Origin of the sequence: Mangrovibacillus cuniculi (genome assembly GCF_015482585.1) — a bacterium.
Taxonomy (GTDB): Bacteria; Bacillota; Bacilli; order Bacillales; family R1DC41; genus Mangrovibacillus; species Mangrovibacillus cuniculi.
This window is the reverse complement of sequence record NZ_CP049742.1, coordinates 2,602,738-2,627,428: the sequence shown is the minus strand read 5'-3', so window position 1 is coordinate 2,627,428 and position 24,691 is coordinate 2,602,738. Positions and strand designations below refer to the sequence as shown.

The following is a 24,691-nucleotide window of genomic DNA, read 5'->3' as shown; positions in this document are numbered from 1 at the left end:
AGGATTGGATTAGATGAACACGTCTCTCTTATTTTCTACCTCTACTAAATTAGCATTGAAGAATGACCCTCCTGGAGAGTGGATGCCTAATGTTCCAGATGGCGCAATACGCTTAAGTTCAGGGTTTCCATATCCATTGGTTGTCCCAGTCGCAGAGTTACAAAGTGCGGTAAATCGTTTAGTGGAAAAGGAGTGGGATTTGCCACTGCATTATGTGGGAAGTGAGAAGAGTGACCTTTTACAGCAACAGTTACAGGTGCGTTCAGCTGTTCGTGGTATGAAGGTAGCGTCTTCTGAACTGCTTGTTACATCTGGTGCTTGTCAAGCGCTCGATCTGTTGGCTCGCGTGTTCTTGGATGAACATTCTGTCGTGATAGTGGAATCACCAACATATATGGAGGCGCTGGAGATCTTTCGTAACTACACTTCTCATATTATCTCCATTCCGGTGGACGAGGATGGGATACAAACAGATTTGATAGAGGAAGTGTTGCGAGAGAGAATGACGACTGGGCTAGCGATGCCGAAGTTTGTTTATACCATTCCTACTTTCCAGAACCCGACTGGTACGACGATGTCGATGGAGCGACGGGTTTCTTTATTGGAATTGGCGAAGCGATTTGGCTTTATCGTGGTAGAGGATGATGCGTATGGAGAGCTGTTTTTTGAAGAAGCTTTCCCTACGTTGAAGTCATTAGATGAGGATGGCGTCGTCGTGTACGTCGGTTCCTTGTCAAAGTTGGTTGCACCAGGCCTTCGCATTGGATGGATTGCTGCGAGTGAGGAGATTGTATCTGCAGCGTATTGGTTCAAAAAGGATTTAGATCACCCGTTTGCACAAGCGGTTATGGCGACTTATTTAGAAGAAGTGGATTTTGGTGACCACGTTGTGCGATTGCGCGATGTGTATGCAAGGAAATTGGACGTGATGCTCGAGGCGCTGGCGGAATGGATGCCAGATAGCGTTACCTGGGGAGTGCCGAGTGGAGGTTACTTCGTGTGGGTGCGTGTGCCAGGTGTAGATACCGCGGGAGTGTTGAAGGCTGCGTTGGAAGCGGGAGTGTCGTTTATTCCAGGAAAGTATTTTTACTTGGATGGTGAGGATGGAAGGGAGTATTTGCGCTTATCGTTTAGTTATATGAGTGAGGCGAAGATTGTGGAGGGTGTGCGGTTGCTTGGGGATGTGCTCGGATTATTGCAAATTACTGAGTAAGTTAGAACTTGTTTATTGCAGGCAGTCGTTTAAGCGATAAACCCTAGGAAGTGAGGACCCTCAACAACGCGAGGAGGTCGTGAAAAGTGGGAAGAGAGTGAGTTGAGGACCGTCAGCAGCGCGAGGCGGTCGTGAAAAGTGGGAAGAGAGTGAGTTGAGAACCGTCAGCAGCGCGAGGCGGTCGTGAAAAGTGGGGAGAGAGTGAAGTGAGGACCGTCAGCAGCACGAGGAGGTCGTGAAAAGTGGGGAGAGAGTGAGTTGAGAACCGTCAGCAGCGCGAGACAGTCGTGAAAAGTGGGGAGAGAGTGAAGTGAGGACCGTCAGCAACGTGAGACGGTCGTGAAAAGTGGGAAGAGAGTGAGTTGAGAACCGTCAGCAGCGCGAGGCGGTCGTGAAAAGCGGAAAGTCAGTGAAGTGAGGGCCGTCAGCAACGCGAGGCGGACCTAAAATATAGCTTTTCTTAAAAATAACGACCACCTAAAAAATAGGCGGTCGTTTTCTCAAAATAGATCCCTTTTGTAAAACTTGATGGGATTGGTATTATCCAATTGATCAAAATACTTTGCTAAAACGTTTCTTATAGTCCTTTTACATGTAAAGATCCTACAAAATCTTTGTAAGTTTACTGTGGTTAAATCTATATTAGGAAATAAAATGGTAAATTCTTCTGCATTCTTTAGTATTGTCTTCTCCAAGTTCATTTTTCCCCCGCAAGATGTACAGACTACTGACTTTCCATTAAATAAAGTATCAATACTACCACATTTAATACAACGAGCTCCTTTATTTATGCTTTCAAATGAATACTTTGGGATGGTGGGATTTGGGTATTTAGGAATATGAGTATCCATTATAGAGTTGACTAGTTGGTTATCTTTTGGAGTAAGAGAAGAGGTTGATGAACTTATACTTTGAATATGTTTTTTTAGTTGAGAGTTAAAAAGAAAAGGTAGACTCTGGGGAGTTTGATACATAAAGAAAGAGGGATTAACAAAAACAACTTTAGAATTGACCACAGGCCTGTGTCCCATACTTTTTACTAAATGTTGTAGAAGAGTTTCGCTTTTTTGAACTTGGTGCAGAGGGTTTTGAACTTCGAAATGAGGAAGTTTAATCAAGTGTTTATCACCATAAATATAATCTTCTTTAAAATTCTTCACTTCATAGACATATAGTAAACTAGGAAGAACTAATAAAGTATCAATTTGAAATAGCGTATTGTTCCAAGAGAGTAATAAGTCTTGTATAATCACATGTTCGCAGGTAATTTTAGAAGTAAAACTATCAAACAAAAGTTCACCATGATACCCATCTTTTAATCTTTGGTGCCGCTGAGTATCCGTTAAGCTAAAATTAATACGATTGCAAAGGTAGTTATGAATCACCAATTCCTCACTCTCCACCCGCTTTTTCAATATCATTCGCATCAGCCTCCTACAAAATAATAGACCCACGATTGTGGGCCTTTATTACTTTTCGGCAGGACCTCCGAATTTTCCTTCCTGAAAATCGCGGTAAGCTTGTCTGATCTCCTCCATAGAGTTCATGACAAATGGACCGTATGCTACGACTTCTTCTCGGATTGGGACACCTGAGTAAATCAAAGCTTTTGAACGTGTTTTAGCTTTTATTTTAAGTTTGGACTTACCTTTCGCGTTAGAGTTCTCGTTGTAAGTAAGTGTAGCTACGCCTGTTTTTGATAAACGAATACCTGCTTCTCCAAAGTCCATTTCTCCACCCAACATGTATACAAATGCATTATGGTTTTCAGGTAAAACGTGTGTATAAGTAGCGCCTGCACGTAAAGAAATTTCCGTCATGGTGATGGGAACTAAACTATTCATAGGACCTTTTACTCCAGCAACTTCTCCAGAGTAAACACGCAAAGAACCATTTTCCACATTTACTATCGGTGCGTCTTCTAACCGAACATTTTGATAAGACGTTTTCGTCGTTTTTAACGATTTCGGTAAGTTTAGCCATAATTGAAGTGTGTGAATAACGTCCTCATCCACTGCCTCTTCCGCATGACGAGCAGCCCAGCCAGCATTCATGTATTGGACGTCACCTGCGTCCAAAATGGAATGGCCACCAGCGTTATCAATGTGCTCCAATCGACCATCAATGACATAAGTAATCGTTTGGAAACCACGATGAGGATGGTCAGAGAACGTACCTCGCTTAAACCAATCGTCCGCCATTAAAATAAATGGATCAAACTCTGCTTTTCGTTCAGGTGGTAGAACCCAACCTTGTTGTACATGTGGATATCCGTTTTGATTAAATTTTACGTACCAATGATCCTTGATTTCTCGTTGGAAATTAGTCATGTTTATCCCCTTTCCGATCCTTTTATCTTTATCCTAACCGATATAGAATCGAGAAAACAAATAAGATGAACGCCAAAAAGCACTTAAAAGTCCGAACTCTTAAGTGCTCTAAATCAAGTTATTCTGCTTCTTCCTCAAACAATCTCGCAATCTCCACAATAACCTTCACAGCTTTCTCCATATTATCAACAGAGACGAACTCATACTTACCGTGGAAATTCTCGCCGCCTGTAAAGATATTTGGCGTAGGCAGTCCCATGTACGAAAGCTGGGAGCCATCCGTTCCGCCACGAATTGGTTCGACGATTGGTTGAATATCAAAATTAGTCATTGCTTTATGCGCGATATCGACAATATGCTTTACTGGCTCAATTTTCTCTCTCATGTTATAGTACTGATCCTCCATCTCCAGTACTACTCGCTCTTGACCGTACTTTTCTTGAAGCTCAGCTACTACATTCGAAAGTAATTGCTTTTTCCCCTCGAACTTCTCTTTATCAAAGTCACGAATAATGTACTGAAGAGTAGTCTTCTCCACATCGCCTTGGAAAGAAAGAAGGTGGAAGAATCCTTCATATCCTTCTGTTAACTCAGGTGCTTCTTCACTAGGCAATAAACTTTGCAACTCCATCCCAATTTTAATGGAATTGACCATTTTCCCTTTTGCTGTACCGGGATGGATGTTCGTACCATGAATCGTAATAGCTGCACCTGCAGCACTGAAGCTTTCGTATTGCAACTCGCCAAGCGGTCCACCATCCACTGTGTAAGCATACTGGGCGTCAAACGCCTTTACGTCAAACTTATGAGGTCCACGGCCGATTTCTTCATCTGGTGTAAACGCTACGCGAATCTTGCCATGCTTGATCTCTGAATGCTGTCTTAAATAATTCATCGCTGTCATAATCTCAGCGATTCCTGCTTTGTTATCGGCACCTAGTAAAGTCGTTCCGTCTGTCGTCATAAGTGTGTGACCTACGTAATTTTGTAAGTTAGGGAAAGCCGATGGTGACAGGACCACGTTGTTGGCTTCGTGTAACACAATATCGTTCCCATCATAGTTTTCATGAACCTGTGGACGAACGTTCTTTCCTGTGAAGTCTGTTGCGGTATCCACGTGAGCGAGAAAACCAATCGTTGGAACATCCTTTGTTGTGTTAGATGGTAAGGTAGCCATGACATAGCCAAACTCGTCCATCTGTACATCTTCTAAACCTATAGACTTTAGTTCTTCTACTAACTGCTTAGCTAAAACTATTTGACCTTCTGTGGATGGGCAAGATTCATTAGCATCATTGGATTGCGTATCAACTTTTACATAAGACGTTAAACGTTCAATTAATTCTTGTTTCATTATTCTTCACCTTTCCTTAACTGTTCTAAGATTTCTTGTGCTTCTAATCCTTCTTTAAACGTAACGATATTTCCTTTTTCTCCACGAATTGATTTTGCCAGTTCCTCTAGTAAACGATCGTTATCATTAGGAACAGGAAGTGTGTTCATTTTATCCCCAATCTTTGCACCCTCTAGTTGAGCCCAGTTAACAAGAGAAAGAGTCCCTTCAGAACCGTAAACAGTAAAGCGAATTTCCTCTTCTCCAGCAATCTGACTTAAACCGTTGATAACGACAGGCGTTCCATTTTCTAGTTCAAGGTGAGCAATGATGCTATTTTCAGAAGCTGTTGGATCTTCTGGGAATCGAAGGTCCATGTGTTTAACAGAAAGAGGTCCAAACATCGTTTGCATTTGATGGATGTAGTGAACGCCAACTTCTAAAACAAAGCCACCTTGTTCTTTCTTTCCAACCCAATCATTTTGCTGCCATGGACGAGGCCATTCCGGGAAACGTAAGAATAGTTCTACTCTTCTCAGAGAGCCTATGTAGTTTTCTTTTAGTAATTGTCTAAACTTACTACTTCCAGGACTGTAATGAAGTGGGAAGTTCATGGCGTGAACAATGGATGACTTTCTTGATGCATCATGAATCTCCTGTGCTTCTTCTAACGAATTTGCCAATGGTTTTTCACATAAAATGTGCTTTCCTCTAGCAATGGTGTCTAATACTATTTGATGATGGTATTTAGGAGGAACAGCGACATACACAAGATCCACCTTTGTGTCATCCAATAATTGTTGGTAGTTATTTGTAAACGTTCCTATGTTGTATGTAGTAGCAGTTTGTTCAGCCAGCTGCTGGTTGACATCGCACACCGCATAAATTGTATAGTCTGGGTGCTGTTGAAAAGCTGGGATAAGGCGTTGTCCAATTGCGCCTAATCCAATAATAGCAACATGTATCACGAGAACAGCTCCTTATTTGTCAGTTAATTTATTATAGTAAGAATCTTGTTATTTCGTAAAGCGAAATAGATATTTTGTTGATTAGATTGACTTTACTGGCTAGATAGAGTATGATTACATTTATGCGATGAGCCCGTTTGCATAAGACGGATAAGCACTCCTTTTTAAGGAACACGTTGTGGAGCGTGGCTTATGACCGCCGCAAACTTGGAGAGCCCCTTACTTTTGTAAGGGGCTTATTTTTGTTACGTGACTAGTAACAACTCAGCGTTGACCACGTGATGTGATCTGTTTTTAGCTGAGTATCCTATAGCTAATATTATAGTAATAGTGTAAAAACTTTCTAGAAGCATATAGTTTTACAATTCTCTTGTATAGGAGTAAGGTGATAGACATTGTTAAAAGATATACTTCCATGGAAGGAGAATTTGAAATGAACAATCAGCAGGTAACAAATGACTTTAATAAAATCGTAAAAGAGCGTCGTTCCATAAAAAATTATGATCCAACTGTGAAGATTAGCCGAGAAGAGATGGAGGAAATCTTAACCGTTGCAACAACTGCCCCATCTTCGGTTAACATGCAACCTTGGCGTTTTCTAGTGATTGAAAGCCCAGAGGAAAAAGCGAAGTTAGCAGAAATTGCGAAATTTAATCAAAACCAAGTCAACACTTCAGCAGCTGTCATTGCCGTATTTGGCGACTTGCAAAACTTTGATTATGCAGAAGAGATTTATGGGAAAGCTGTAGAAGTTGGCTACATGCCGCAAGATGTGAAAGAGAACATTTTGAACATGTTCACACCGTTTTTTGAGCAAATTTCTCGTGAAGACATGAAAGATATCGTGCTAATCGATGGTGGTCTTGTATCCATGCAAATCATGTTAGCGGCCCGTGCTTATGGCTATGATACTAACCCAATTGGTGGGTACGAAAAAGATAAAATTGCAGAAGTATTCGGAATGGAAAAAGATCGCTATGTTCCAGTGATGCTTATCTCAATGGGGAAAGCAGCTGACGAAGGGCACCGTTCAGTCCGTTTACCAATTAACCGCGTAGCGGAGTGGAAATAAAGGAGAGATTAAGATGATTATTATTCATGCAACGATGCACGTTCAACCGGAAAAAGAGCAAGAATTTCTTGTAGAGTTAAAGCCGTTAGTAGCAGGTTCGCAAGCGGAAAGTGGCAACATTATGTATAAATTAATGAAAGATACAGAGAAGGAACATGTTTATACAATGGTAGAAGTATGGAAAGATCTTGACGCTGTGTCTGCACATAATGCAAGTGACCACTTTACAGATTTCGTTGGCAAAGCGAAGAACTTCTTATCTGCTCCTTTAGATGTGAAGTCATATGATGGTACAGAGTTAAAGCACAATTAAATAATAGTAGAAGGACGCCTCGCGGATTGCGATGGTGTCCTTTTTGTTACGTGAAAAGTAACAACTCATCGTTAGCCACGTGATGTGGCTTGCTCTTAGATGAGTCTCTTTTGAATTATAAACTGATCTAGGGCGGGAAACTCTGTGCCGAGAAGAGAATAGAAAGGGTCTATACCCATCTGGAGTGGGGAAATCATTGCCGAGAAGAGAATAAGAGCCTCTTAAACTCATGAAGGAGCGGAAAATCCAGTCGTAGAAGAGAATAAGCACTTCCCCATCACTCCTTCTCCAAATCCCTCGCTGTAGCACTTTTTTCCACGTCCTTCTGATCCTTAAAGGTTCCTAACGCATAATCGTATATAGGACTTGTTACCCCATACCAATACTGTTCATTTTTATAGTGGTGCCACAGATGCACTTTCTTCATCCACTTTCCCCAAGGAGTTTTCGGATTAATTGGACGGTGTGCGACATAATGTGTGTATTCATAATAAATGATGAAAATTACCACACCGCTAATGAATCCACTAGTTACAGCTAAGTTTCCTGTAATGAAAAATACTAAAATAGCGACTACTACAATATTGGGAACAGAATACCATAAAGGTAAAAATAATAAATGCAGATCTTTTGGTTTTACGTGGTGATCATAATGTACTCTTTTCATCAACTTTAAGAAAAATGGATGCTTTGGTGGCTTCATGTGAAACACGAATCGATGTGTAAGATATTCTCCTAATGTATAGGTAACCATTCCGATAAGAATCGACAACCACTGAGTCCAAGAGGTAGCAAAAGTAAGAAAGAAAAAGAAGCTGCCGATAAAAAGCAAAGATAAACAGATGATATCCGGATAGAACCAAAACTCTTTTTTCATACGGTATCCTCCTCTTTTGTTTATATATAATATGAGTAGACGTGCTACCCTAGAAGTTAAGTTAATACGAATCTATTTGGTTTAATAATATATATGGACCTTCATACTGTTGTAAAAAATCCAGACTTTACCTATACTTCAAATCAGAAAAACGAAAGTAGGAATGCATGTGACTTTTCATAATCAAAAAATCCTTCCAGCGATTAGAACCATGAAAGAGTTTGATAAAATGCTTCAAACATCCTTCCAGTATGGGGTTTTCCTTGATATGCATGTTGGAATGCTAAAGAGCGCAGTCGAGTATGCAAGGCAACAAAAGCGAGAAATGTTTGTTCATTTAGATTTAATCCAAGGTTTATCAAGTGATGAATACGCCACAGAATTCGTTTGTCAGGAAATTAAACCGTACGGTATTATCTCTACAAAAGGAAGTGTTATTAAAAAAGCTAGGAAAAAAGGAATTCATGCGACTCAACGAATGTTTGTCATTGATTCTAGTGCTATGAAGAGAAGTATTGAACTCATACATAAAACAGATCCAGACTTTATTGAAGTATTACCGGGAGTAGTGCCGAAAATTATTAAAGAGATCAAAGAAAAAACAGGAAAGCCTATCTTTGCTGGTGGATTAATTGAAACGGTAGAAGAGGTAGAAGCGGCGCTAGAAGCCGGTGCTACAGCTATCACTACATCAGATCATCAACTTTGGAAACATTTCGATGGAAATTAACTGTGGTAAATGGAGTATTGACAACGCTTACAGCACTTTGTAAAATCGATATCAAGTTAATACATGGTGAAGAGATTAGGAGACTCACAGTTTTGGCCTTTTCATAAGGCTATTATTGTGAGTTTTTTATTTTACTCCAATGGAACAAAAACAGAAGTAGAGGAAATGACAACGTTCTTAGAAGAAGTGATTGGTACAGCATTACTAACTATTTTTGGTGCAGATGTATTTGCGACTGGAATAGCTATCCCACTTTGTATTTAGAATTAATTTAGTAAAATGACAGATCTAATTTATAAAGCGGTATTTGGTGGTCAACTAACAACAAGTTTTTGGATAGTATTAGTAATCAGGTTAGTTGTGTTAGGATTGCCTTATATGAGCGCACGTCAAATGACGACAGAAAAAAGCTAAGAAAAATATACGCATAACGAAGTAGGAGGAGAAACCATGGAAAAATACATTTTATCTCTAGATCAAGGAACAACTAGCTCAAGAGCAATTCTGTTTACTAAAAAAGGGGAAATTGCACACACAGCACAAAAAGAGTTTACGCAGCACTTTCCAAAACCAGGTTGGGTAGAGCACAATGCAAACGAAATATGGGGATCTGTTTTGTCTGTCATTGCAAGCGCTTTATCAGAATCTGGTGTGAAACCTGAGCAAATTGAAGGAATTGGTATCACAAACCAGCGTGAAACGACGGTTGTATGGGATAAAGAAACCGGTATTCCTGTTTATAATGCTATTGTTTGGCAATCTCGTCAAACAGCCGAAATCTGTGAAGAGTTAAAGGCAAAAGGTTTAAACGATACGTTCCGAGACAAAACAGGGCTTTTAATCGACGCATATTTTTCAGGAACAAAAGTAAAGTGGATTCTAGATAATGTTGATGGAGCTCGTGAAAAAGCAGAGGAAGGTAAACTTCTATTTGGAACGATTGATTCTTGGCTAATCTGGAAGTTATCTGGTGGAAAAGCTCACGTAACAGACTACTCCAATGCTTCTAGAACATTAATGTACAACATATATGATTTGAAGTGGGATCAAGAGTTATTAGATATTTTAAGGGTACCAGCTAGCATGCTTCCGGTAGTTCGTCCATCTTCCGAAGTATACGGCACAACGGTACCATATCATTTCTTTGGGAAAGAAATACCAATTGCAGGTGCAGCAGGCGACCAACAAGCAGCTCTATTTGGGCAAGCGTGTTATGAGGAAGGAATGGCGAAAAACACGTATGGGACTGGCTGCTTTATGTTAATGAATACTGGTGAAAAAGCAGTGAAGTCAGAGAATGGTTTATTAACTACTCTTGCCTGGGGAATTGACGGGAAAGTAACCTATGCTTTAGAAGGTAGTATTTTCGTAGCGGGATCTGCAATTCAATGGTTACGAGATGGTCTACGACTAATAAAATCTGCTGGTGACACAGAAGGTTATGCGGAGAAAGTAGCGTCAACAGATGGGGTATACGTGGTACCTGCTTTCGTAGGTCTTGGTACGCCATACTGGGATAGCGATGTACGTGGAGCTGTCTTTGGCATTACACGTGGTACTTCAAAAGAACATTTTGTTCGCGCAACACTAGAATCCTTAGCGTACCAAACAAAAGATGTGCTAACAGCAATGGAAGCAGATTCTGGTATCTCCTTAAAAACACTTCGCGTAGATGGTGGAGCAGTAAAGAATAATTTCTTAATGCAATTCCAAAGCGACATGTTATCGGTTCCTGTTGAACGCCCTGAAATTAATGAAACAACTGCATTAGGAGCAGCGTATTTAGCTGGTCTAGCGGTTGGATTCTGGAGTAATCGAGAAGAAATCGCTACACAATGGAAGAAAGAGAAAGAGTTCGAACCTGCGATGGAAGTTGCGAGAAAAGAGGAATTATATAGCGGATGGAAAAAAGCAGTTAACGCAACAATGGCTTTTAAATAATGGTTTTTCATGCTATAATAAAATTAAGTTAATATTCGGTTAGAGACGCAGAGAGACCATTCTACATTACGAAGCAACTGCTTTTGTAATGCTAGTTTGGTCTCTCTTTTTTTGTACATGATACCTAATAGGAGGTTACACATATGACATTTTCAAGCACACTACGAGAAGAAGTAAAAACACGTTTACAACACACAAACTTTGATCTGATTGTTATCGGTGGAGGAATTACTGGAGCAGGTATTGCGCTAGATGCCTCTAAGCGAGGCATGAAAGTTGCCTTAGTGGAAATGCAGGACTTCGCATCAGGTACCTCCAGCCGTTCTACGAAATTAGTTCACGGTGGTTTACGTTATTTAAAACAATTTGAGGTTAAGATGGTGGCGGAAGTTGGTAAAGAACGTGAAATCGTATATGAAAATGGGCCTCACGTAACCACTCCAGAATGGATGCTACTACCATTACATCAAGGAGGTACGTTTGGTAAGTTCAGTACTTCTATTGGATTAAAAATATACGACTATCTTGCAGGTGTAAAGAAAAGTGAACGACGCTCTATGTTATCTGTATCCGATACTCTATCTAAAGAGCCACTGGTGAAGAAAGATGGTTTAAAAGGTGGCGGTTACTACGTTGAATATCGTACGGATGATGCTCGTCTGACTATAGAAGTGATGAAAGAAGCAGTTGCTCACGGAGCGACAGTCATGAATTATATGAAATCAGCCCGTTTTCTTTATGGTGATAAAAAAGTTATTGGAATTGAAGCAGAAGATCTAATTACGAAAGAACTTTTAGAGATTAAAGGGTCTAAAGTAGTGAACGCAGCTGGTCCTTGGGTAGATGAGGTGCGCGGAAAAGACTACAGTCGCAATAATAAAAAGCTTCGTCTGACCAAAGGTGTTCATATTGTTATTGATCAGAGTAAATTCCCGTTGCGACAAGCGGTATATTTTGATACGCCAGATGGTCGAATGGTATTCGCTATTCCACGTGATGGTAAAGCATACGTTGGGACAACGGATACTTTCTATGACAAGGAAAAAGCAAAACCATACATGACAGATGAAGATCGTGAGTACATTTTGAATAGTATTCACTACATGTTCCCAGAAGTGAAAGTGACAAAGGAAGATGTAGAGTCCAGTTGGGCTGGAATTCGGCCACTAATTTATGAAGAAGGAAAAGATCCGTCTGAGATTTCACGCAGGGATGAAATCTGGGAAGGCGAAAGCGGATTGATTACCATTGCAGGTGGAAAGCTGACAGGATATCGTAAAATGGGAGAAACAGTAGTGGATCTTGTAGTAAAACGTTTAGAAGAAACAGCTAAAAAGAAATTCCCTAAGTCCACTACGAAGAATATGCCAATCTCCGGAGGACATGTTGGAGGATCTAAAGGTTTCCCTAGATTTGTAGAGCAAAAGGCGAAGGAAGCGGTACAACACGGACTTACTATAGAACAAGGAAGTACGTTAGCTAGAATGTATGGATCTAATGTTGATCAATTGTTTAAACTAGCGCAAGCATATAGTGTAACAGACCATACTTCTCGTATTCCGGCGACTCTATATGCTCAAGTAATATATAGCATCCAAGAAGAAATGACAGCCACACCAGTAGATTTCTTCATTCGTAGAACAGGAGCATTGTTCTTTGACATTGCTTGGGTTCGAAAGTGGAAAGACGAAGTGGTTGAGTTAATGAACCACTTACTAAAATGGACTCCGGAGCAGAAAGCAAAATATGTAGAAGAGTTAGAGAAAGAAATAGAATTTGCTGTGGTACCACAAGCATAAGAAGAAAAGCGTCTCTAGACTTTCCTAGAGACGCTTTTGGCATTTATTACAATTTTATAATCTCCTAAAAATGTTATAATTGTCCCAGAAATCAATTTTTAACAACAAGGGAGATTTATTTTATGCAGTGGTATGTAGAAGTTTTAAAAAAATATGCGACGTTTAGTGGACGTGCGCGTCGTAAAGAATATTGGATGTTTGCTCTAATTAGTGCAGTAATATCGTTACTTTTAGGTGTAGTAGACAATTTACTAGGTCTACCATTTGGTTTACAAGTTATCTATTCTTTATTAGTTCTTATTCCAGGACTAGCAGTATGTGTTAGACGTTTACACGATATTGGAAGAAGCGCTTGGTGGCTGTTAATTGTCCTTGTTCCTTTAGTTGGAGCAATTGTCCTTCTAGTATTTGCTTGTCTAGACAGCCAAGAAGGTTCGAACAAATACGGACCTAATCCAAAGACTCTATAATTATATAACGATAAAAAGACGTTGCTTACTGGCAGCGTCTTTTTTATGTAGTCCTCTTTCTTTTCTGTTTAGGTCATTTATTAGAAGGGTAAAAATATCTTTACATAGTATATTCCGATAATCTTTTCAAAGAATAATAAAAAGGGGGGGTTATATGTTTGAAATACGCGATCTGAGATACAAGGATATTATTCATATACCTTCTATGAACATCCCTTCTAAAAGTATTATTAGTATTGTCGGGCCGAGTGGTAGTGGAAAATCAACTTTCCTTCGTTTACTTACTCATTTAATAACCCCTACAAAAGGAAAGGTTTTATATCATAATGAGGACTTAAAAGAGATGGATCCTATTTCCATTCGTAAAAAAATCTTAATGGTCCCTCAATCACCGGTTATGTTTGATGGAACGATTAAAGATAATTTACTGATTGGGTTAAAATTTACTGAACAAGAATTTCCAGAGGATAATCGACTTAAGGAAATATTAAGTATGTTTAGATTGAATAAAGAACTGGCAGAAGATGTTGACCATTTATCAGGTGGGGAAAAACAACGTTTAGCGCTCGCAAGATCATTGTTGATGTACCCAGAGGTCTTATTACTAGACGAACCGACCTCTGCGCTTGACGATGATACGGCCGAAAGTATTATGAGTAGTGTTATGGAGTATGTGAAACAAAAAGAAATGAGTGTGTTGATGGTAACACATGATGAAGAGATAGCAGAGAAATATGCAGAGGATACAATTGACATGGGGCCTTATCGTTTAACGGAAAAGAGGGACGAAGATGAATGATATGATGAATTTGTCTTTTTGGCAAATTGCTTCTGCATACATATTTGTGTTGATATTAATTGCTATTATTCGTTTCAGAAAAATCCCTCGTGAAAAAGAAGTTCTAATTGCGACAGCAAGGATGACCTTGCAGTTAATTATTGTTGGATACATATTAGTATTTATTTTCGATAACGCAAGTCCTTGGTACACTCTATTAGCTGTCTTTGTTATGTTGCTTTTTGCGATTGTTAACGTATATCAGCGCACAAAAGTGACAATCGGAAAAGACATTAAGAAAATTGTGGCTTTTGCAATGACTGTTGGCATTATCTGTACCATAGCCTTTTTTATGTTTGTGGTTCTACAGTTAGAGCCATGGTATAACCCACAATATTTTATTCCTATTGCTGGGATGATCATCGGTAAGTCGATGACAGCTGTCACGCTTGGAGTAAACCACTTGGCTATTGAAATGAAGTCCAAAAAACCTCAAATCGAGGGAGCATTAATGCTTGGGGCTACTCCTAAAGTTGCCGCTGCAGAGGTTGTAAATCAAGCTTTTGATGCTGCGATGTTGCCCACAATTAATTCTCTAGTAGGGATGGGAATTGTATTCTTACCAGGGATGATGACAGGACAAATTATCGCAGGAGCGTCTCCATTAGTTGCTTTAGGCTATCAAATAGCTACCATGTTAGGAGTGGTTGGAAGCGTTGCACTTTGTGTCATTATTTTTTTACAGTTAGGTTATAAAACATATTTTAATGATCGACAGCAGCTAGTGGATTTAGAGGATTAAAAAAGGATGAAACCTAACGAATGAGGTTTCATCCTTTTTTCTTACCATTCGTTAGGAGTGTAATCCAATTCTCTAAACAACTGCTCACGCTCTTTTTTTGAAAGATCGCGCCACTGCCCCATTGGAAGATTTCCTAATGTTATGTTCATGATTCTTGTTCTTTGTAAACGAAAAACTTCATATCCTAACACCTCGCACATGCGGCGAATTTGTCTGTTCAACCCCTGTGTTAAGGTGATTTTAAAATCAAACTTTGACAATTGTTCCACCTTACAAGGTAACGTCTTCGTCCCAAGAATTTTTACCCCTTCAGACATCTGCTTTACGAATTCTGGTGTAATAGGCTTGTCTACTGAAACAATATATTCTTTTTCATGTTTATTCTCTGGACGTAAGATTTCATTTACAATGTCTCCATCGTTTGTAAGTAAAATCAATCCTTCCGATTCCTTATCTAGACGACCTACGTGCGAAATGCGTAGCGGATGGTTGACAAAATCAATGATATTCCCTTTTACACCTTTTTCAGAAGTACATGTTATGCCAACTGGTTTATTTAACACAAGGTATACATTGTTTCTAGCTAAACGAATGGTTTCACCGTTAACCATAATTTCATCACCAGGATGAACTTGATCACCAATTTTTGCTTTCTTCCCATTTATCTTCACTCGACCTTCTTCAATTAACCGATCCGCACCACGGCGAGAAGCTTTTCCTGAATCTGCAATAAATTTATTTAAACGCAAGATAATACACACCCTTAGTTTGTTATTTGATAAAATATAAGCATATTATAGACATTATGATGAATCGACACAAATACACTAACATATAATTTTTAAGACTACGAGAGTAGAAAATTACAGTTTTGTTATGTTTTGTGTCTACAAAGATCCCACCATTCTCGTTAATGGTAGTAACTGTAAAGATTTGAGGTGACAACATGTACGTAGATCTTTTTATTAATATCTGTATTATAGTAGCACTAGCATTTACGTATCTTCAACTTAGGTGGAGGAAGCTACTTTCGATATTTACTAGCGATACGTTGAAAATGATTGACGGACTGGCAGGTGCAACGTTAGGAATCATCTTAATGAATTTTTCTATCGCAGTAACACAGCAAACAATCATTGATTTACGATTTATCCCTGTAATGTTATTAATGATTTTTGTGGGGTTAAATCAAGCCATGATTAGCACTATTCTAATTGTTATCTATCGCTTTTATTTAGGTGCTAATGCCTCTGCAGTTGGAGCTGCCATATTATTGTTAGTTGTATTGATTGGATACTATATCATAATTAAATTAATGAAAGACAAAAAATTAATCAATAAAGTATTAGTAATGTTACTTCATACTAACATTACATTTACGGTTGTTATTTCTGTCTTAGTAAAAGACCTTTCGATTCTCAAAGAACTATTACCAACATATTGGGTTCTCTCGTTACTAGGTGGGGTAGCTTCCGTATTCTATGTAGATTATTTAATACGTTCTCAAGAACTTATGCTGAAATATAAAAATGAATCGACTGTAGATTTTTTAACTGGATTAAACAATGTGAGGGCATTTGATCTTCAATTAAATAATTTAATGTATACTGCAGAAGAGAAAAAAGAAGATTTATCTATTTTAATGATAGATATTGATTATTTTAAAAAAGTTAATGATACGTATGGGCATAAAGCGGGAGATTTAGTTCTTGCTCAACTAGGAGAAATTCTAAGAAAGACTACTAGGTCAGTTGATACTGTTTCTAGAAATGGCGGAGAAGAGTTTTCTGTTTTATTACCGGACTGCCATGTTGAAAGAGCAGAGGAAATTGCAGAAAGAATTCGAGAGACAGTGGAGGCAGCGTCTTTCACTATAAGTGATCATAAAAAGCTGTCCATCACAATTTCTGTCGGTGTTTCCTCTTACCCTCAAATAGTAGAAAATGGGGACGACTTAGTAAGATACGCTGATCAAGCCTTATACAAAGCGAAGAGGCTAGGTAGAAATAGAGTGTGTATTGATTTTTAAGAGAGCCTGTGAGTTTAGCCACTCACAGGTTCTTAAGCATTCTAATTGACCTATTATTCCCGCATACGTTATAGTCAAACCCGATTAAGATTATATGATTAATGTGTTTAATACGAACCATTCATATAGGGTAATCTAATAAAAAACTAATTTAGTCGGGTGGTTAATAATGAAAAATGTCTGGAATTTATATACACGGTCCTCTTTAATTCTTAAAGTTTCCGTTGCGCTTATTTTAGGTATTATAGTCGGAATAGTTTTTGGGGAAGATGCTGCTGTAATAGCTCCTTTAGGAGATTTACTGTTACGTTTGCTAAACTTTTTAATCTTACCATTAATTCTCTTTACATTAATGGTAGGTGTTAACCAAACAAAGTGGAGTACTTTAGGTCGAATGGGAGGAAAAACATTTCTATATTATCTTCTTTCCTCTGCATTTGCGATTATAGTCGGTATAACTGTTGCGACGATTTTTAGTCCAGGAACGGGATTGACTTTACCAACGAATGAGACGTTTGAAACGCCAAACAATCCAGGGATTGTTAGTGTCCTTTTAAATATTGTGCCGAGCAATATTGTTACGGCTTTTACAGAATATAATTTCTTAGGAATTATTTTTACAGCTATCGTATTTGGGATAGGAATCTCCTATTTGCGTTCAACAGAAGAGTATCGTGAGTTTGGAGACCAATTGTATAAAGTGTTAAATGGTCTTAATGAAGCAACCTTGTTTATTATGAAAGGAATTTTACTATATTTACCGATAGGTATCTTTGCAATTATTGCAAAAACCGTTGGAAATCAAGGTCTAGATACTTTGTTGCAACTAGGGAATGTAGTATTAGTACTTTATGTTGCAATAGCAGTACAAATTATTTTTTATATTATTGCGATGGTATTCTTTAAGATTAGTCCTAAACAGTTTTTCACACAAGCTCGTACACCAATGATTACGGCTTTTGTAACCCAAAGTAGTTCTGGAACTCTTCCAGTAACGTTAAATGCAGCGAAAAACTTAGGGTTGTCTAAAAGTTTGTATGGATTTAGTTTACCTTTAGGTGCAACTATTAATATGGATGGTGCAGCAATCCGTATTGCCGTATCTGCTGTATTCGCGGCAAATGTTATTGGTAATCCTTTAACCATTACCGATATGTTGGTAGTGGTGCTAATTGGTACGTTAGCTTCCGTCGGAACAGCTGGAGTACCAGGAGCAGGACTGGTGATGATTGCTACTGTTTTCGCACAACTTGGGTTACCTATGGAAACTGTTGCTTTGTTAGCAGCAATCGACGCATTAGTTGGAATGGGTGCTACGATGTTAAATGTTACGGGTGATCTTGTGGGGACATCTATTATTGATAAGACAGAAAAAAGCGATAATGCATAGCTTGGATAGTAAAAGGTTTGAGTGGTAGGGGATACTGCTCAAACCTTTTTCTGTTCTGTAATGGATGAGTGAAAAAGTAACGTTCGAGATAAACTAACAAAAGTACTTATATAATTGATGGTTGTAACGATAAGTTGTCTTTTGTTATAATGGCCACTTGTGCTTTTCAGAAAAGCTTATTATTAGATAAGGAGGATTACATTGTTTAAACAAGATAATATAGATTGGCCAGTAGTAATAATTAGTGGCGGAGCGCTACTACTATTTGTAGTAGCAGCATTGATAGATGCTAGTCGAGTAGGGGAACTAGTAAGTACATCATTTACCTTCTCGGCTACGTATTTTGGAGCGTTTTGGCAAGTCTTAATGTTAGCGACATTTCTTGTCGCAATAGGGATTGCTTTCTCTAAATACGGGGAAGTGGTGTTAGGGAAAACAAATGACCCAGAATTAAGTACGTTTAAATGGATTGCTATTATCATGTGTACGTTGTTAGCTGGTGGCGGAGTATTTTGGGCTGCAGCAGAACCACTGTATCATTTTTTATCTACACCACCTATGTATGGGGATGTAGCCCCTGGTACAACAGATGCAGTTGCTCCGGCTTTAACTCAGTCATTTTTGGATTGGGGATTCTTAGCTTGGGCGATTCTAGGTACTCTAGGTGCCATAGTTATTATGTACGGGCATTTTCATAAGGGAATGCCACTGAAGCCTAGAACGTTGCTGTATCCGATCTTTGGCGAAAAGATTATGAAGAAGAGTGTATTAGGGACTGTAGTAGATGCTTTTTCAATCATCGCAGTAGCTGCAGGTACTATTGGACCTATAGGGTTCTTAGGATTACAGGCCTCCTATGCTGTTCAATCTATTTTTGGAATACCTGATACCTACTTGACGCAGCTTTTCATTATTATTGGGCTAATCACCGTTGCATCGATATCGGCAGTATCTGGTGTTCATAAAGGGATACAATTGTTGAGTAGATTTAATGTTATCTTTACTATTATTTTAATCTTATTTGTTTTACTTTTAGGTCCAGCTGCCTTTATATTCGATTCATTTATTGGGTCGTTTGGTCTTTATGTTAGGGACTTCTTTATGGTCAGTTTATATCGTGGAGACAAAGATTGGCTAGCATATTGGACAGTATTTTTCTGGGGCTGGTTTATCGGCTATGGTCCAATGATGGCAATTTTTATCGGTCGTATATCTAGAGGTCGAACTATTCGTCAGCTTGTCACAGCAGTAGCTATCATTGCTCCATTAGTGACCAATTTTTGGTTCTCAGTAATTGGTGGTTCGGGTATTTTTTATGAATTACAGAAAGCTGGGTCTGTTTCAGGACCATTAGAAACTGGTGGAATGCCGGCAGCGATGATTGCTATTGTAACGCAAATGCCATTTGGAACTGCGTTAGCAATAGGTTTCTTAGTCGTTACAGTTGTGTTTGTTGCAACAACTAGTGATTCGATGTCCTATACCATATCTATGGCTGTAACTGGTACTGGTGATCCTTCTGGTGCTCTTCGTGTATTTTGGGCTGTTACGATGGGTGCGGTAGCGGCTGTTCTACTATTCATCGGAAATGGTAGTATTGATGCGCTTCAATCGTTTATTGTAGTGTCGGCAGTGCCGGTATCATTTATCTTATTGCCATTATTGTGGTTAGCACCGAAAGTGGCAAGATCACTCGCAATAGAGCAAGGGATAGTACGATTCAAGAATGATTAAACATGTCATATTGATATAATAAAGGCGAGCTATAAATAACAACCCTAAAAACAAATGTGTTATGGTTATTTCAAGTCCATAAAGAGGTGAAGACATGATAAATTTTACTCAACACAATCCAACTAAATTAATCTTTGGTGAAAATCAAATAACATCATTATCCAATGAGGTAGCCCCAAATAGTAAAGTCCTTCTAGTCTATGGTGGGGGTAGTATAAAGAGGAATGGTGTTTACGACGATGTGATGGAGCAATTAAGTAAGATAGATGCTACCGTATTTGAGTTATCAGGAGTAGAACCAAATCCTAGATTGAGTACTGTGCAAAAAGGAGTAGATATCTGTCAGAAAGAAGAGATTGATTTCATTTTAGCAGTCGGTGGAGGAAGCGTCATTGATTGTACTAAAGCGATTGCTGTTGGTGCTAAATATAAGGGGAGCACATGGGACCTTATTACAGGAAAAGTAGCTATCGAAGAAGCATTACCATTTGGAACAGTGCTTACACTTGCTGCAACAGGTTCAGAAATGAATCCTGTATCCGTGATAACAAACTGGGATACGAAAGATAAACTAGGCTGGAGTTCACCATTTGTTTATCCTACTTTCTCCATCCTAGATCCAACTTACACGTACTCTGTACCAAGAGATCAAACCATTTATGGAATAGTGGATAGCATGTCTCATGCGTTAGAGCATTATTTCCATCGTACAGAAAATACTCCTATGATTGACGGTTTTATTGAATCATTACTCAGAACAGCTGTTGCAACAGGTCCGAAGCTTCTAGAGGATTTACATTCATATGAACATCGCGCAACGATGATGTATGTCAGTACAACTGCCTTTAACGGAAGTTTAGCCTATGGAACAGATGGTGGAGATTGGGCAACACATCGAATCGAACATGCAGTATCTGCCGTGTACGATATCCCTCATGGTGGTGGTTTAGCCATCTTATTCCCTAATTGGTTGGAGCATGTTTTAGAAGAAGACCCTTCTCGCGTGAAACAATTAGCAATGAACGTTTTCGGGATTTCTTCAGAAGAAAAAACGGTTGAAGAAATTGCTAGAGAAGGTGTAAATGCGCTCCGAATATTTTGGAAGTCTTTAGGAGCACCAACTACATTAAAAGACTATGATATTGATGATAGTATGTTGGATGTTATGGTAGAAAAAACGTTTATTAAACCAGGCGTAGGCACATACAAGACGATGGATAGAGAAAGCGTTCTTGATATTTTAAAAAGATCATTATAATAAAAGCTCCAGAGTACATTGGTAATATGCTCTGGAGCTTTTTGTATAAATAACCGTCTTATGCTGTCAACATTTCTTTTAGTGGTACTAAACTTTCCCATTCATTATCAGGATGTAACTGTAGTACCTCTACAGGCAGTTGACCTCTATTGATCCATGCTGTATGAAAGCCGAAACTCTTTGCTCCAGTTATATCCCACCCATTTGAGGACATAAACAATACCTCTTCCCTGTTAAATCCTAGATGGTTTAATGCATGCATATAGGAAGCGGGTGTAGGTTTATAGTTTTTGATGTCATCTACGCTAATGATATGATCAAAAAAGGAATTAACTTTAGCATTATCTAAAAGAGGCTCTAACATATCCCTAGACCCATTGGAGAAAACGGCCAATTTCTGATCACCTTTTGTAGTTAACACATCTATGACTTCTGGATAAAGGTCTAAATGAAGATATTGGTCTATTAATCGTTTTACACTTTCATCATCTACCTTTTGGTCATGCAATGTTAAGGAGTATACTAGTGCATCTTTTGTTACTTGTTTAAACGATTTGTACTGACCCATTAACTGACGTAAAAAAGAGTATTCAATCTGCTTTTGACGCCAAGTTTGGCTGATTTCTGTCCCTTTTCCGGGAAAGATTTCGTTTGCAACCTGCTGGATAGAGTGAACGTCAAATAGAGTACCGTAGACATCAAATACAAAAGCTTTAATTGTTGATTGCATATTGTCACCTCTTTCTTCATAACAAAAGCTACAAAGAATCTCTGGGGGATTCTTTGTAGCTACATTAGATATTAATATTCTAGGGGGAATACTATTCTATAGTTATTTATAGACAATTATGCGTATCTTTAAACATTATTCTGTCTCTTTTTTTCGGAGCCAAGCAGTCAATACCACAGCTCCTAACACCATGTTGGCTCCTACCCAAGGAGTATGAATTACACCGATGGAATCTACAATCATCCCACCAACAATGGAACCAATTGCAATCCCTACGTTGAATGCAGCGATATTAAATGCGGAGGCAACATTTACAGCGGAAGGAGTGTACTTTTCAGCAAGAGATACTACCACTAATTGAAGGCCTGGTACATTCATAAATGCAAATAAACCAAGTAAGAAAATAGCAATTAATGCAAGTATCTTTGTCGTAGAAACTAAGCTTAAAAGTAATAAAATAATAGCTTGTCCAACAAACATCCATTGAAGTGCTCGTAACGGTTTACGATCAGAGAATTTTCCGCCTAATACATTCCCTATGGCTACTGCAATTCCATAAACTAATAAGATGATGGAAATAACACTTCCACTAAATCCTACGACATCTTGTAATAGAGGTGTTAAATAGGTAAAGGTTACGAATGTACCTCCATATCCAAGAGCTGTTATAGCGAAAGCTAACATTAACTTTCCGTTACTTAAAATGGCTAATTGATCCTTGAATTCTGCCGGAGGTGCTTGTTTTAAATCTTTTGGGAGTAAAAAGAAAATAGCAATAATGCCGATTATTCCTAGAATCGCGACTCCCGCAAATGTTGCTCGCCAATTAAAGAGTTGTCCTATAAATGTTCCAAGTGGTACTCCAGTGACAGTTGCTACTGTTAAACCAGTAAACATAAATGCGATGGCGCTTGCTCGTTTAGATGGTGCAACAAGATCCGCTGCAATGGTGGCTCCAATGGAGAAAAAGATACCATGAGAAAAAGCCGTTAAGAATCTAGCTACTAAGAGAAGTTCATAACTAGTAGAGAGTGCTGCTAGTCCATTTCCGATAATAAATAAAAGCATCAGGGATAGTAGCAATGTTTTACGATTCATTTTACTTGTTAAAGCTGTTAAAATAGGTGCTCCAATAGCTACCCCAATGGCATAACCAGATATTAAAAATCCAGCTACAGTAATAGATATGGAAAGGTCATCTGCCATAGCAGATAGTAAACCTACGGGAACAAACTCTGTTGTACCAATGCCAAAAGCACTGATTGCTAATGCTAATAAAGCTAACGTACTATTTTTGGATGATGAAGTTGAGCTCATCCGAACCCCTCCTTGTTGTGTTTTTCGAAGAATGTTCTTCGCATGGAACAGTATGCACCGAATAGGAGAAGAGTGGAAGTACGCACTTTAAAGTACGATAGTCACTGTTTTGTGATATAGGTACTTGAAAGTGCCTACTAGTTGTTTTGTAATGTATGGGTAAAATAAATAGTAACTATGTTAAAGGTAAGAGGTGAAAGTTATGAAAAAATATCAAATTCCAGTCGAGGCAGCACTAGAAGTAATCGGAGGAAAATGGAAGGTGGTAATTCTTTGCCACTTAATAAAACATAAACGACGTACCAGTGAGTTAAAAAAATTAATGCCTGGAATTACACAAAAAATGCTAACACAGCAGTTAAGAGAGTTAGAAGACGCAGGTGTTTTAAATAGAATCGTATACAATCAAGTCCCACCAAAGGTTGAATATGAACTAACGGATTACGGTTGGACTCTGAAGCCTGCATTAGACATGTTGTGCGTTTGGGGTGAACAACATATAGAAAAGACGTACCCTGAGAAAGAAGAAGTATTATTAAACCCGGAAGAGTTGGAGCAGACGTTGCAGTAGTTTAAAAATTTAAATATCTTATTCTAAGCCATGCTATCTCGCTATATAGTTAATCAAATAATAAATTTGATGAGGTGAAGAAAGTGTGGAGATACCTAGGTGATCAAGTTCGGTCAGAGAATAATGCTACGCATACGTTTCCGTCCTTTTCAAATAGAGAATTATGGGAAGAAACCCCTGAGCAAACAGTCGTTGATCGGGATGGTGGCCGAATGTCTTCTCCGGTGCACCAAAGGAGAGTTAGAGGTCGTTAAAATGAATATACAAAAAAGCTGGAATGCACCTTTATAGGTTTGTTCCAGCTTTTTTTACAACCTTAATGCCTACGTGCAAAATCCACAAATCGAAACTTATCTGGTCGATGCCTTGATTCTGTGTATTGGAAAAGCGTTGTGTCTTCTAAATACACTTGGCTCTTGACTACTACGATCATATCGTAGCCCTCTAAATCCAGTAGTGCACGATCTTCCTTTGTAGGGGGTTCTACTGTAATCTCTTTTTTAGCAAAGCTTATCGATAAACCTAATTCCTTTTCAATATAGGCATAAATCGACTTTTCACAAGCCTTTTTTGGCAAAGTTGGAATCGCATCTACTACCAAATAATCTTTATCAAGGATGATTTTCTCTCCATCAATGCTACGTACACGATGAAGCTCCCATATCTCTTCTGTTTGACTTAGCTCAAGTACTTCATTTAGAAATGAAGTACTTTGAATCTTTACAAGCTTCACCACATCAGTTTCTGCTCGAGTCCCCATCTTCTTCGCAAGTTCTCGAAAGCTCACCAAACCCGAAATCGGAAAATCAATTCGGCTGATGTCTAACACAACAGACCCTTTTCCACGGATTTTTTGGATATATCCATGTTCGGATAGAAGCTTCAGCGCTTTTCGAATCGTCTCACGTGAAGTTTGATATGTCTCTGCTAACTCATTTTCGGAAGGTAAACTTTGCTTTGGTGCGTATTCACCTGATTGAATTAACTGTGCCAACTCATCATAAATAACACGGAATTTACTTTTCGTCATAATATT

The 24,691-nt window shown here is 38.7% G+C and carries 25 protein-coding genes; 16 read left to right on the top strand and 9 right to left on the bottom strand.

Translation table 11 applies throughout. The annotated features are described in order from the left end of the window. The first annotated feature begins 13 nt into the window (after window positions 1-13). Complete coding sequence (locus tag G8O30_RS13225) at window positions 14-1,213, top strand: aminotransferase-like domain-containing protein (protein WP_239672527.1); 1,200 nt, start codon at window positions 14-16, stop codon at window positions 1,211-1,213. Window positions 1,214-1,713: 500 nt separating this feature from the next. Here G8O30_RS13225 and G8O30_RS13220 read toward each other — a convergent pair whose 3' ends face one another. From G8O30_RS13220 to G8O30_RS13205, 4 genes are all read right to left on the bottom strand, one after another. Continuing rightward, window positions 1,714-2,634, bottom strand: a complete 921-nt coding sequence (locus tag G8O30_RS13220; RefSeq protein WP_239672526.1) for a nuclease-related domain-containing protein — start codon at window positions 2,632-2,634, stop codon at window positions 1,714-1,716. A 48-nt stretch (window positions 2,635-2,682) separates the two neighbouring features. Continuing rightward, window positions 2,683-3,543, bottom strand: a complete 861-nt coding sequence (locus G8O30_RS13215; RefSeq protein WP_239672525.1) for a pirin family protein — start codon at window positions 3,541-3,543, stop codon at window positions 2,683-2,685. Window positions 3,544-3,661: 118 nt separating this feature from the next. Next, entirely contained in the window at window positions 3,662-4,897 is a 1,236-nt protein-coding gene (gene pepT / locus G8O30_RS13210; RefSeq protein ID WP_239672524.1) for a peptidase T, read from the bottom strand. Further along, window positions 4,897-5,844 (bottom strand): Gfo/Idh/MocA family protein, encoded by a 948-nt coding sequence (locus G8O30_RS13205; protein ID WP_239672523.1) that lies wholly within the window; start codon window positions 5,842-5,844, stop codon window positions 4,897-4,899. Before G8O30_RS13205 ends, pepT begins: the two co-directional genes overlap by 1 nt. 433 nt (window positions 5,845-6,277) lie before the next feature. Here G8O30_RS13205 and G8O30_RS13200 point away from each other — a divergent pair, with 433 nt between their 5' ends. Together G8O30_RS13200 and G8O30_RS13195 are read left to right on the top strand one after the other, a co-directional pair. Then, complete coding sequence (locus tag G8O30_RS13200; protein ID WP_239672522.1) at window positions 6,278-6,916, top strand: nitroreductase family protein; 639 nt, start codon at window positions 6,278-6,280, stop codon at window positions 6,914-6,916. Between the two features lie 13 nt (window positions 6,917-6,929). Next, window positions 6,930-7,229 (top strand): putative quinol monooxygenase, encoded by a 300-nt coding sequence (locus G8O30_RS13195; protein ID WP_239672521.1) that lies wholly within the window; start codon window positions 6,930-6,932, stop codon window positions 7,227-7,229. 277 nt (window positions 7,230-7,506) lie between these two features. On the opposite strand, the gene G8O30_RS13190 is transcribed toward G8O30_RS13195, so the two are convergent. Beyond that, on the bottom strand, window positions 7,507-8,106 hold the full coding sequence (locus G8O30_RS13190; RefSeq protein ID WP_239672520.1) for a sterol desaturase family protein: 600 nt from the start codon (window positions 8,104-8,106) through the stop codon (window positions 7,507-7,509). Between the two features lie 169 nt (window positions 8,107-8,275). Here G8O30_RS13190 and G8O30_RS13185 point away from each other — a divergent pair, with 169 nt between their 5' ends. From G8O30_RS13185 to G8O30_RS13155, 8 genes are all read left to right on the top strand, one after another. Then, window positions 8,276-8,836: a glycerol-3-phosphate responsive antiterminator gene (locus G8O30_RS13185; RefSeq protein WP_275576494.1), complete on the top strand. Its 561-nt coding sequence runs from the start codon at window positions 8,276-8,278 to the stop codon at window positions 8,834-8,836. 117 nt (window positions 8,837-8,953) lie between these two features. Next, window positions 8,954-9,100 carry a hypothetical protein gene (locus tag G8O30_RS13180; protein WP_239672518.1) on the top strand — a complete coding sequence of 49 codons (147 nt, stop codon included), beginning with the start codon at window positions 8,954-8,956 and terminating at the stop codon, window positions 9,098-9,100. A 15-nt stretch (window positions 9,101-9,115) separates the two neighbouring features. Further along, window positions 9,116-9,250 carry a hypothetical protein gene (locus G8O30_RS16155; protein ID WP_275576493.1) on the top strand — a complete coding sequence of 45 codons (135 nt, stop codon included), beginning with the start codon at window positions 9,116-9,118 and terminating at the stop codon, window positions 9,248-9,250. A 36-nt stretch (window positions 9,251-9,286) separates the two neighbouring features. Further along, entirely contained in the window at window positions 9,287-10,777 is a 1,491-nt protein-coding gene (gene glpK / locus G8O30_RS13175; RefSeq protein WP_239672517.1) for a glycerol kinase GlpK, read from the top strand. A gap of 143 nt (window positions 10,778-10,920) precedes the next feature. Continuing rightward, complete coding sequence (locus tag G8O30_RS13170) at window positions 10,921-12,576, top strand: glycerol-3-phosphate dehydrogenase/oxidase (protein WP_239672516.1); 1,656 nt, start codon at window positions 10,921-10,923, stop codon at window positions 12,574-12,576. Between the two features lie 122 nt (window positions 12,577-12,698). Then, complete coding sequence (locus G8O30_RS13165) at window positions 12,699-13,046, top strand: DUF805 domain-containing protein (protein ID WP_239672515.1); 348 nt, start codon at window positions 12,699-12,701, stop codon at window positions 13,044-13,046. Between the two features lie 154 nt (window positions 13,047-13,200). Beyond that, on the top strand, window positions 13,201-13,845 hold the full coding sequence (locus tag G8O30_RS13160; protein ID WP_239672514.1) for an ABC transporter ATP-binding protein: 645 nt from the start codon (window positions 13,201-13,203) through the stop codon (window positions 13,843-13,845). Then, complete coding sequence (locus tag G8O30_RS13155; protein WP_239672513.1) at window positions 13,838-14,626, top strand: ABC transporter permease; 789 nt, start codon at window positions 13,838-13,840, stop codon at window positions 14,624-14,626. Before G8O30_RS13160 ends, G8O30_RS13155 begins: the two co-directional genes overlap by 8 nt. A 41-nt stretch (window positions 14,627-14,667) precedes the next feature. Here the strand turns inward: G8O30_RS13155 and rluF are convergent, their stop codons facing one another. Next, on the bottom strand, window positions 14,668-15,375 hold the full coding sequence (gene rluF, locus G8O30_RS13150) for a 23S rRNA pseudouridine(2604) synthase RluF (RefSeq protein ID WP_239672512.1): 708 nt from the start codon (window positions 15,373-15,375) through the stop codon (window positions 14,668-14,670). Between the two features lie 197 nt (window positions 15,376-15,572). Between rluF and G8O30_RS13145 the strand changes: the two genes are divergently transcribed. The 4 genes from G8O30_RS13145 (at window position 15,573) to G8O30_RS13130 (ending at window position 21,037) form a co-directional block, all read left to right on the top strand. Then, window positions 15,573-16,655, top strand: a complete 1,083-nt coding sequence (locus tag G8O30_RS13145) for a GGDEF domain-containing protein (RefSeq protein ID WP_239672511.1) — start codon at window positions 15,573-15,575, stop codon at window positions 16,653-16,655. A 169-nt stretch (window positions 16,656-16,824) separates the two neighbouring features. Beyond that, the gene (locus G8O30_RS13140; protein WP_239672510.1) at window positions 16,825-18,045 is read left to right on the top strand and encodes a dicarboxylate/amino acid:cation symporter; all 1,221 of its coding nucleotides are present in this window, start codon (window positions 16,825-16,827) and stop codon (window positions 18,043-18,045) included. A gap of 201 nt (window positions 18,046-18,246) precedes the next feature. Next, on the top strand, window positions 18,247-19,779 hold the full coding sequence (locus G8O30_RS13135) for a BCCT family transporter (protein ID WP_239672509.1): 1,533 nt from the start codon (window positions 18,247-18,249) through the stop codon (window positions 19,777-19,779). A gap of 94 nt (window positions 19,780-19,873) precedes the next feature. Beyond that, window positions 19,874-21,037 carry an iron-containing alcohol dehydrogenase gene (locus tag G8O30_RS13130; RefSeq protein ID WP_239672508.1) on the top strand — a complete coding sequence of 388 codons (1,164 nt, stop codon included), beginning with the start codon at window positions 19,874-19,876 and terminating at the stop codon, window positions 21,035-21,037. Between the two features lie 58 nt (window positions 21,038-21,095). Here the strand turns inward: G8O30_RS13130 and G8O30_RS13125 are convergent, their stop codons facing one another. Next, window positions 21,096-21,767, bottom strand: coding sequence for a haloacid dehalogenase type II (locus G8O30_RS13125; RefSeq protein ID WP_239672507.1), 672 nt, complete (start codon window positions 21,765-21,767; stop codon window positions 21,096-21,098). A 135-nt stretch (window positions 21,768-21,902) separates the two neighbouring features. Next, entirely contained in the window at window positions 21,903-23,084 is a 1,182-nt protein-coding gene (locus tag G8O30_RS13120; RefSeq protein ID WP_239672506.1) for an MFS transporter, read from the bottom strand. 202 nt (window positions 23,085-23,286) lie between these two features. Here G8O30_RS13120 and G8O30_RS13115 point away from each other — a divergent pair, with 202 nt between their 5' ends. Then, window positions 23,287-23,655 (top strand): winged helix-turn-helix transcriptional regulator, encoded by a 369-nt coding sequence (locus tag G8O30_RS13115; RefSeq protein WP_239672505.1) that lies wholly within the window; start codon window positions 23,287-23,289, stop codon window positions 23,653-23,655. A gap of 316 nt (window positions 23,656-23,971) precedes the next feature. On the opposite strand, the gene treR is transcribed toward G8O30_RS13115, so the two are convergent. Continuing rightward, complete coding sequence (treR, locus tag G8O30_RS13110) at window positions 23,972-24,685, bottom strand: trehalose operon repressor (protein ID WP_239672504.1); 714 nt, start codon at window positions 24,683-24,685, stop codon at window positions 23,972-23,974. Window positions 24,686-24,691 lie beyond the last annotated feature (6 nt).

What these genes read in the sequence shown, in the direction of transcription:
- G8O30_RS13225 (WP_239672527.1), top strand. Translation starts at nt 14, where the DNA reads ATGAACACGTCTCTCTTATTTTCTACCTCTACTAAATTAGCATTGAAG.
- G8O30_RS13220 (WP_239672526.1), bottom strand. Translation starts at nt 2,634, where the DNA reads ATGATATTGAAAAAGCGGGTGGAGAGTGAGGAATTGGTGATTCATAAC.
- G8O30_RS13215 (WP_239672525.1), bottom strand. Translation starts at nt 3,543, where the DNA reads ATGACTAATTTCCAACGAGAAATCAAGGATCATTGGTACGTAAAATTT.
- pepT (WP_239672524.1), bottom strand. Translation starts at nt 4,897, where the DNA reads ATGAAACAAGAATTAATTGAACGTTTAACGTCTTATGTAAAAGTTGAT.
- G8O30_RS13200 (WP_239672522.1), top strand. Translation starts at nt 6,278, where the DNA reads ATGAACAATCAGCAGGTAACAAATGACTTTAATAAAATCGTAAAAGAG.
- G8O30_RS13195 (WP_239672521.1), top strand. Translation starts at nt 6,930, where the DNA reads ATGATTATTATTCATGCAACGATGCACGTTCAACCGGAAAAAGAGCAA.
- G8O30_RS13190 (WP_239672520.1), bottom strand. Translation starts at nt 8,106, where the DNA reads ATGAAAAAAGAGTTTTGGTTCTATCCGGATATCATCTGTTTATCTTTG.
- G8O30_RS16155 (WP_275576493.1), top strand. Translation starts at nt 9,116, where the DNA reads ATGACAGATCTAATTTATAAAGCGGTATTTGGTGGTCAACTAACAACA.
- glpK (WP_239672517.1), top strand. Translation starts at nt 9,287, where the DNA reads ATGGAAAAATACATTTTATCTCTAGATCAAGGAACAACTAGCTCAAGA.
- G8O30_RS13170 (WP_239672516.1), top strand. Translation starts at nt 10,921, where the DNA reads ATGACATTTTCAAGCACACTACGAGAAGAAGTAAAAACACGTTTACAA.
- G8O30_RS13165 (WP_239672515.1), top strand. Translation starts at nt 12,699, where the DNA reads ATGCAGTGGTATGTAGAAGTTTTAAAAAAATATGCGACGTTTAGTGGA.
- G8O30_RS13160 (WP_239672514.1), top strand. Translation starts at nt 13,201, where the DNA reads ATGTTTGAAATACGCGATCTGAGATACAAGGATATTATTCATATACCT.
- G8O30_RS13155 (WP_239672513.1), top strand. Translation starts at nt 13,838, where the DNA reads ATGAATGATATGATGAATTTGTCTTTTTGGCAAATTGCTTCTGCATAC.
- G8O30_RS13145 (WP_239672511.1), top strand. Translation starts at nt 15,573, where the DNA reads ATGTACGTAGATCTTTTTATTAATATCTGTATTATAGTAGCACTAGCA.
- G8O30_RS13140 (WP_239672510.1), top strand. Translation starts at nt 16,825, where the DNA reads ATGAAAAATGTCTGGAATTTATATACACGGTCCTCTTTAATTCTTAAA.
- G8O30_RS13130 (WP_239672508.1), top strand. Translation starts at nt 19,874, where the DNA reads ATGATAAATTTTACTCAACACAATCCAACTAAATTAATCTTTGGTGAA.
- G8O30_RS13125 (WP_239672507.1), bottom strand. Translation starts at nt 21,767, where the DNA reads ATGCAATCAACAATTAAAGCTTTTGTATTTGATGTCTACGGTACTCTA.
- G8O30_RS13120 (WP_239672506.1), bottom strand. Translation starts at nt 23,084, where the DNA reads ATGAGCTCAACTTCATCATCCAAAAATAGTACGTTAGCTTTATTAGCA.
- G8O30_RS13115 (WP_239672505.1), top strand. Translation starts at nt 23,287, where the DNA reads ATGAAAAAATATCAAATTCCAGTCGAGGCAGCACTAGAAGTAATCGGA.
- treR (WP_239672504.1), bottom strand. Translation starts at nt 24,685, where the DNA reads ATGACGAAAAGTAAATTCCGTGTTATTTATGATGAGTTGGCACAGTTA.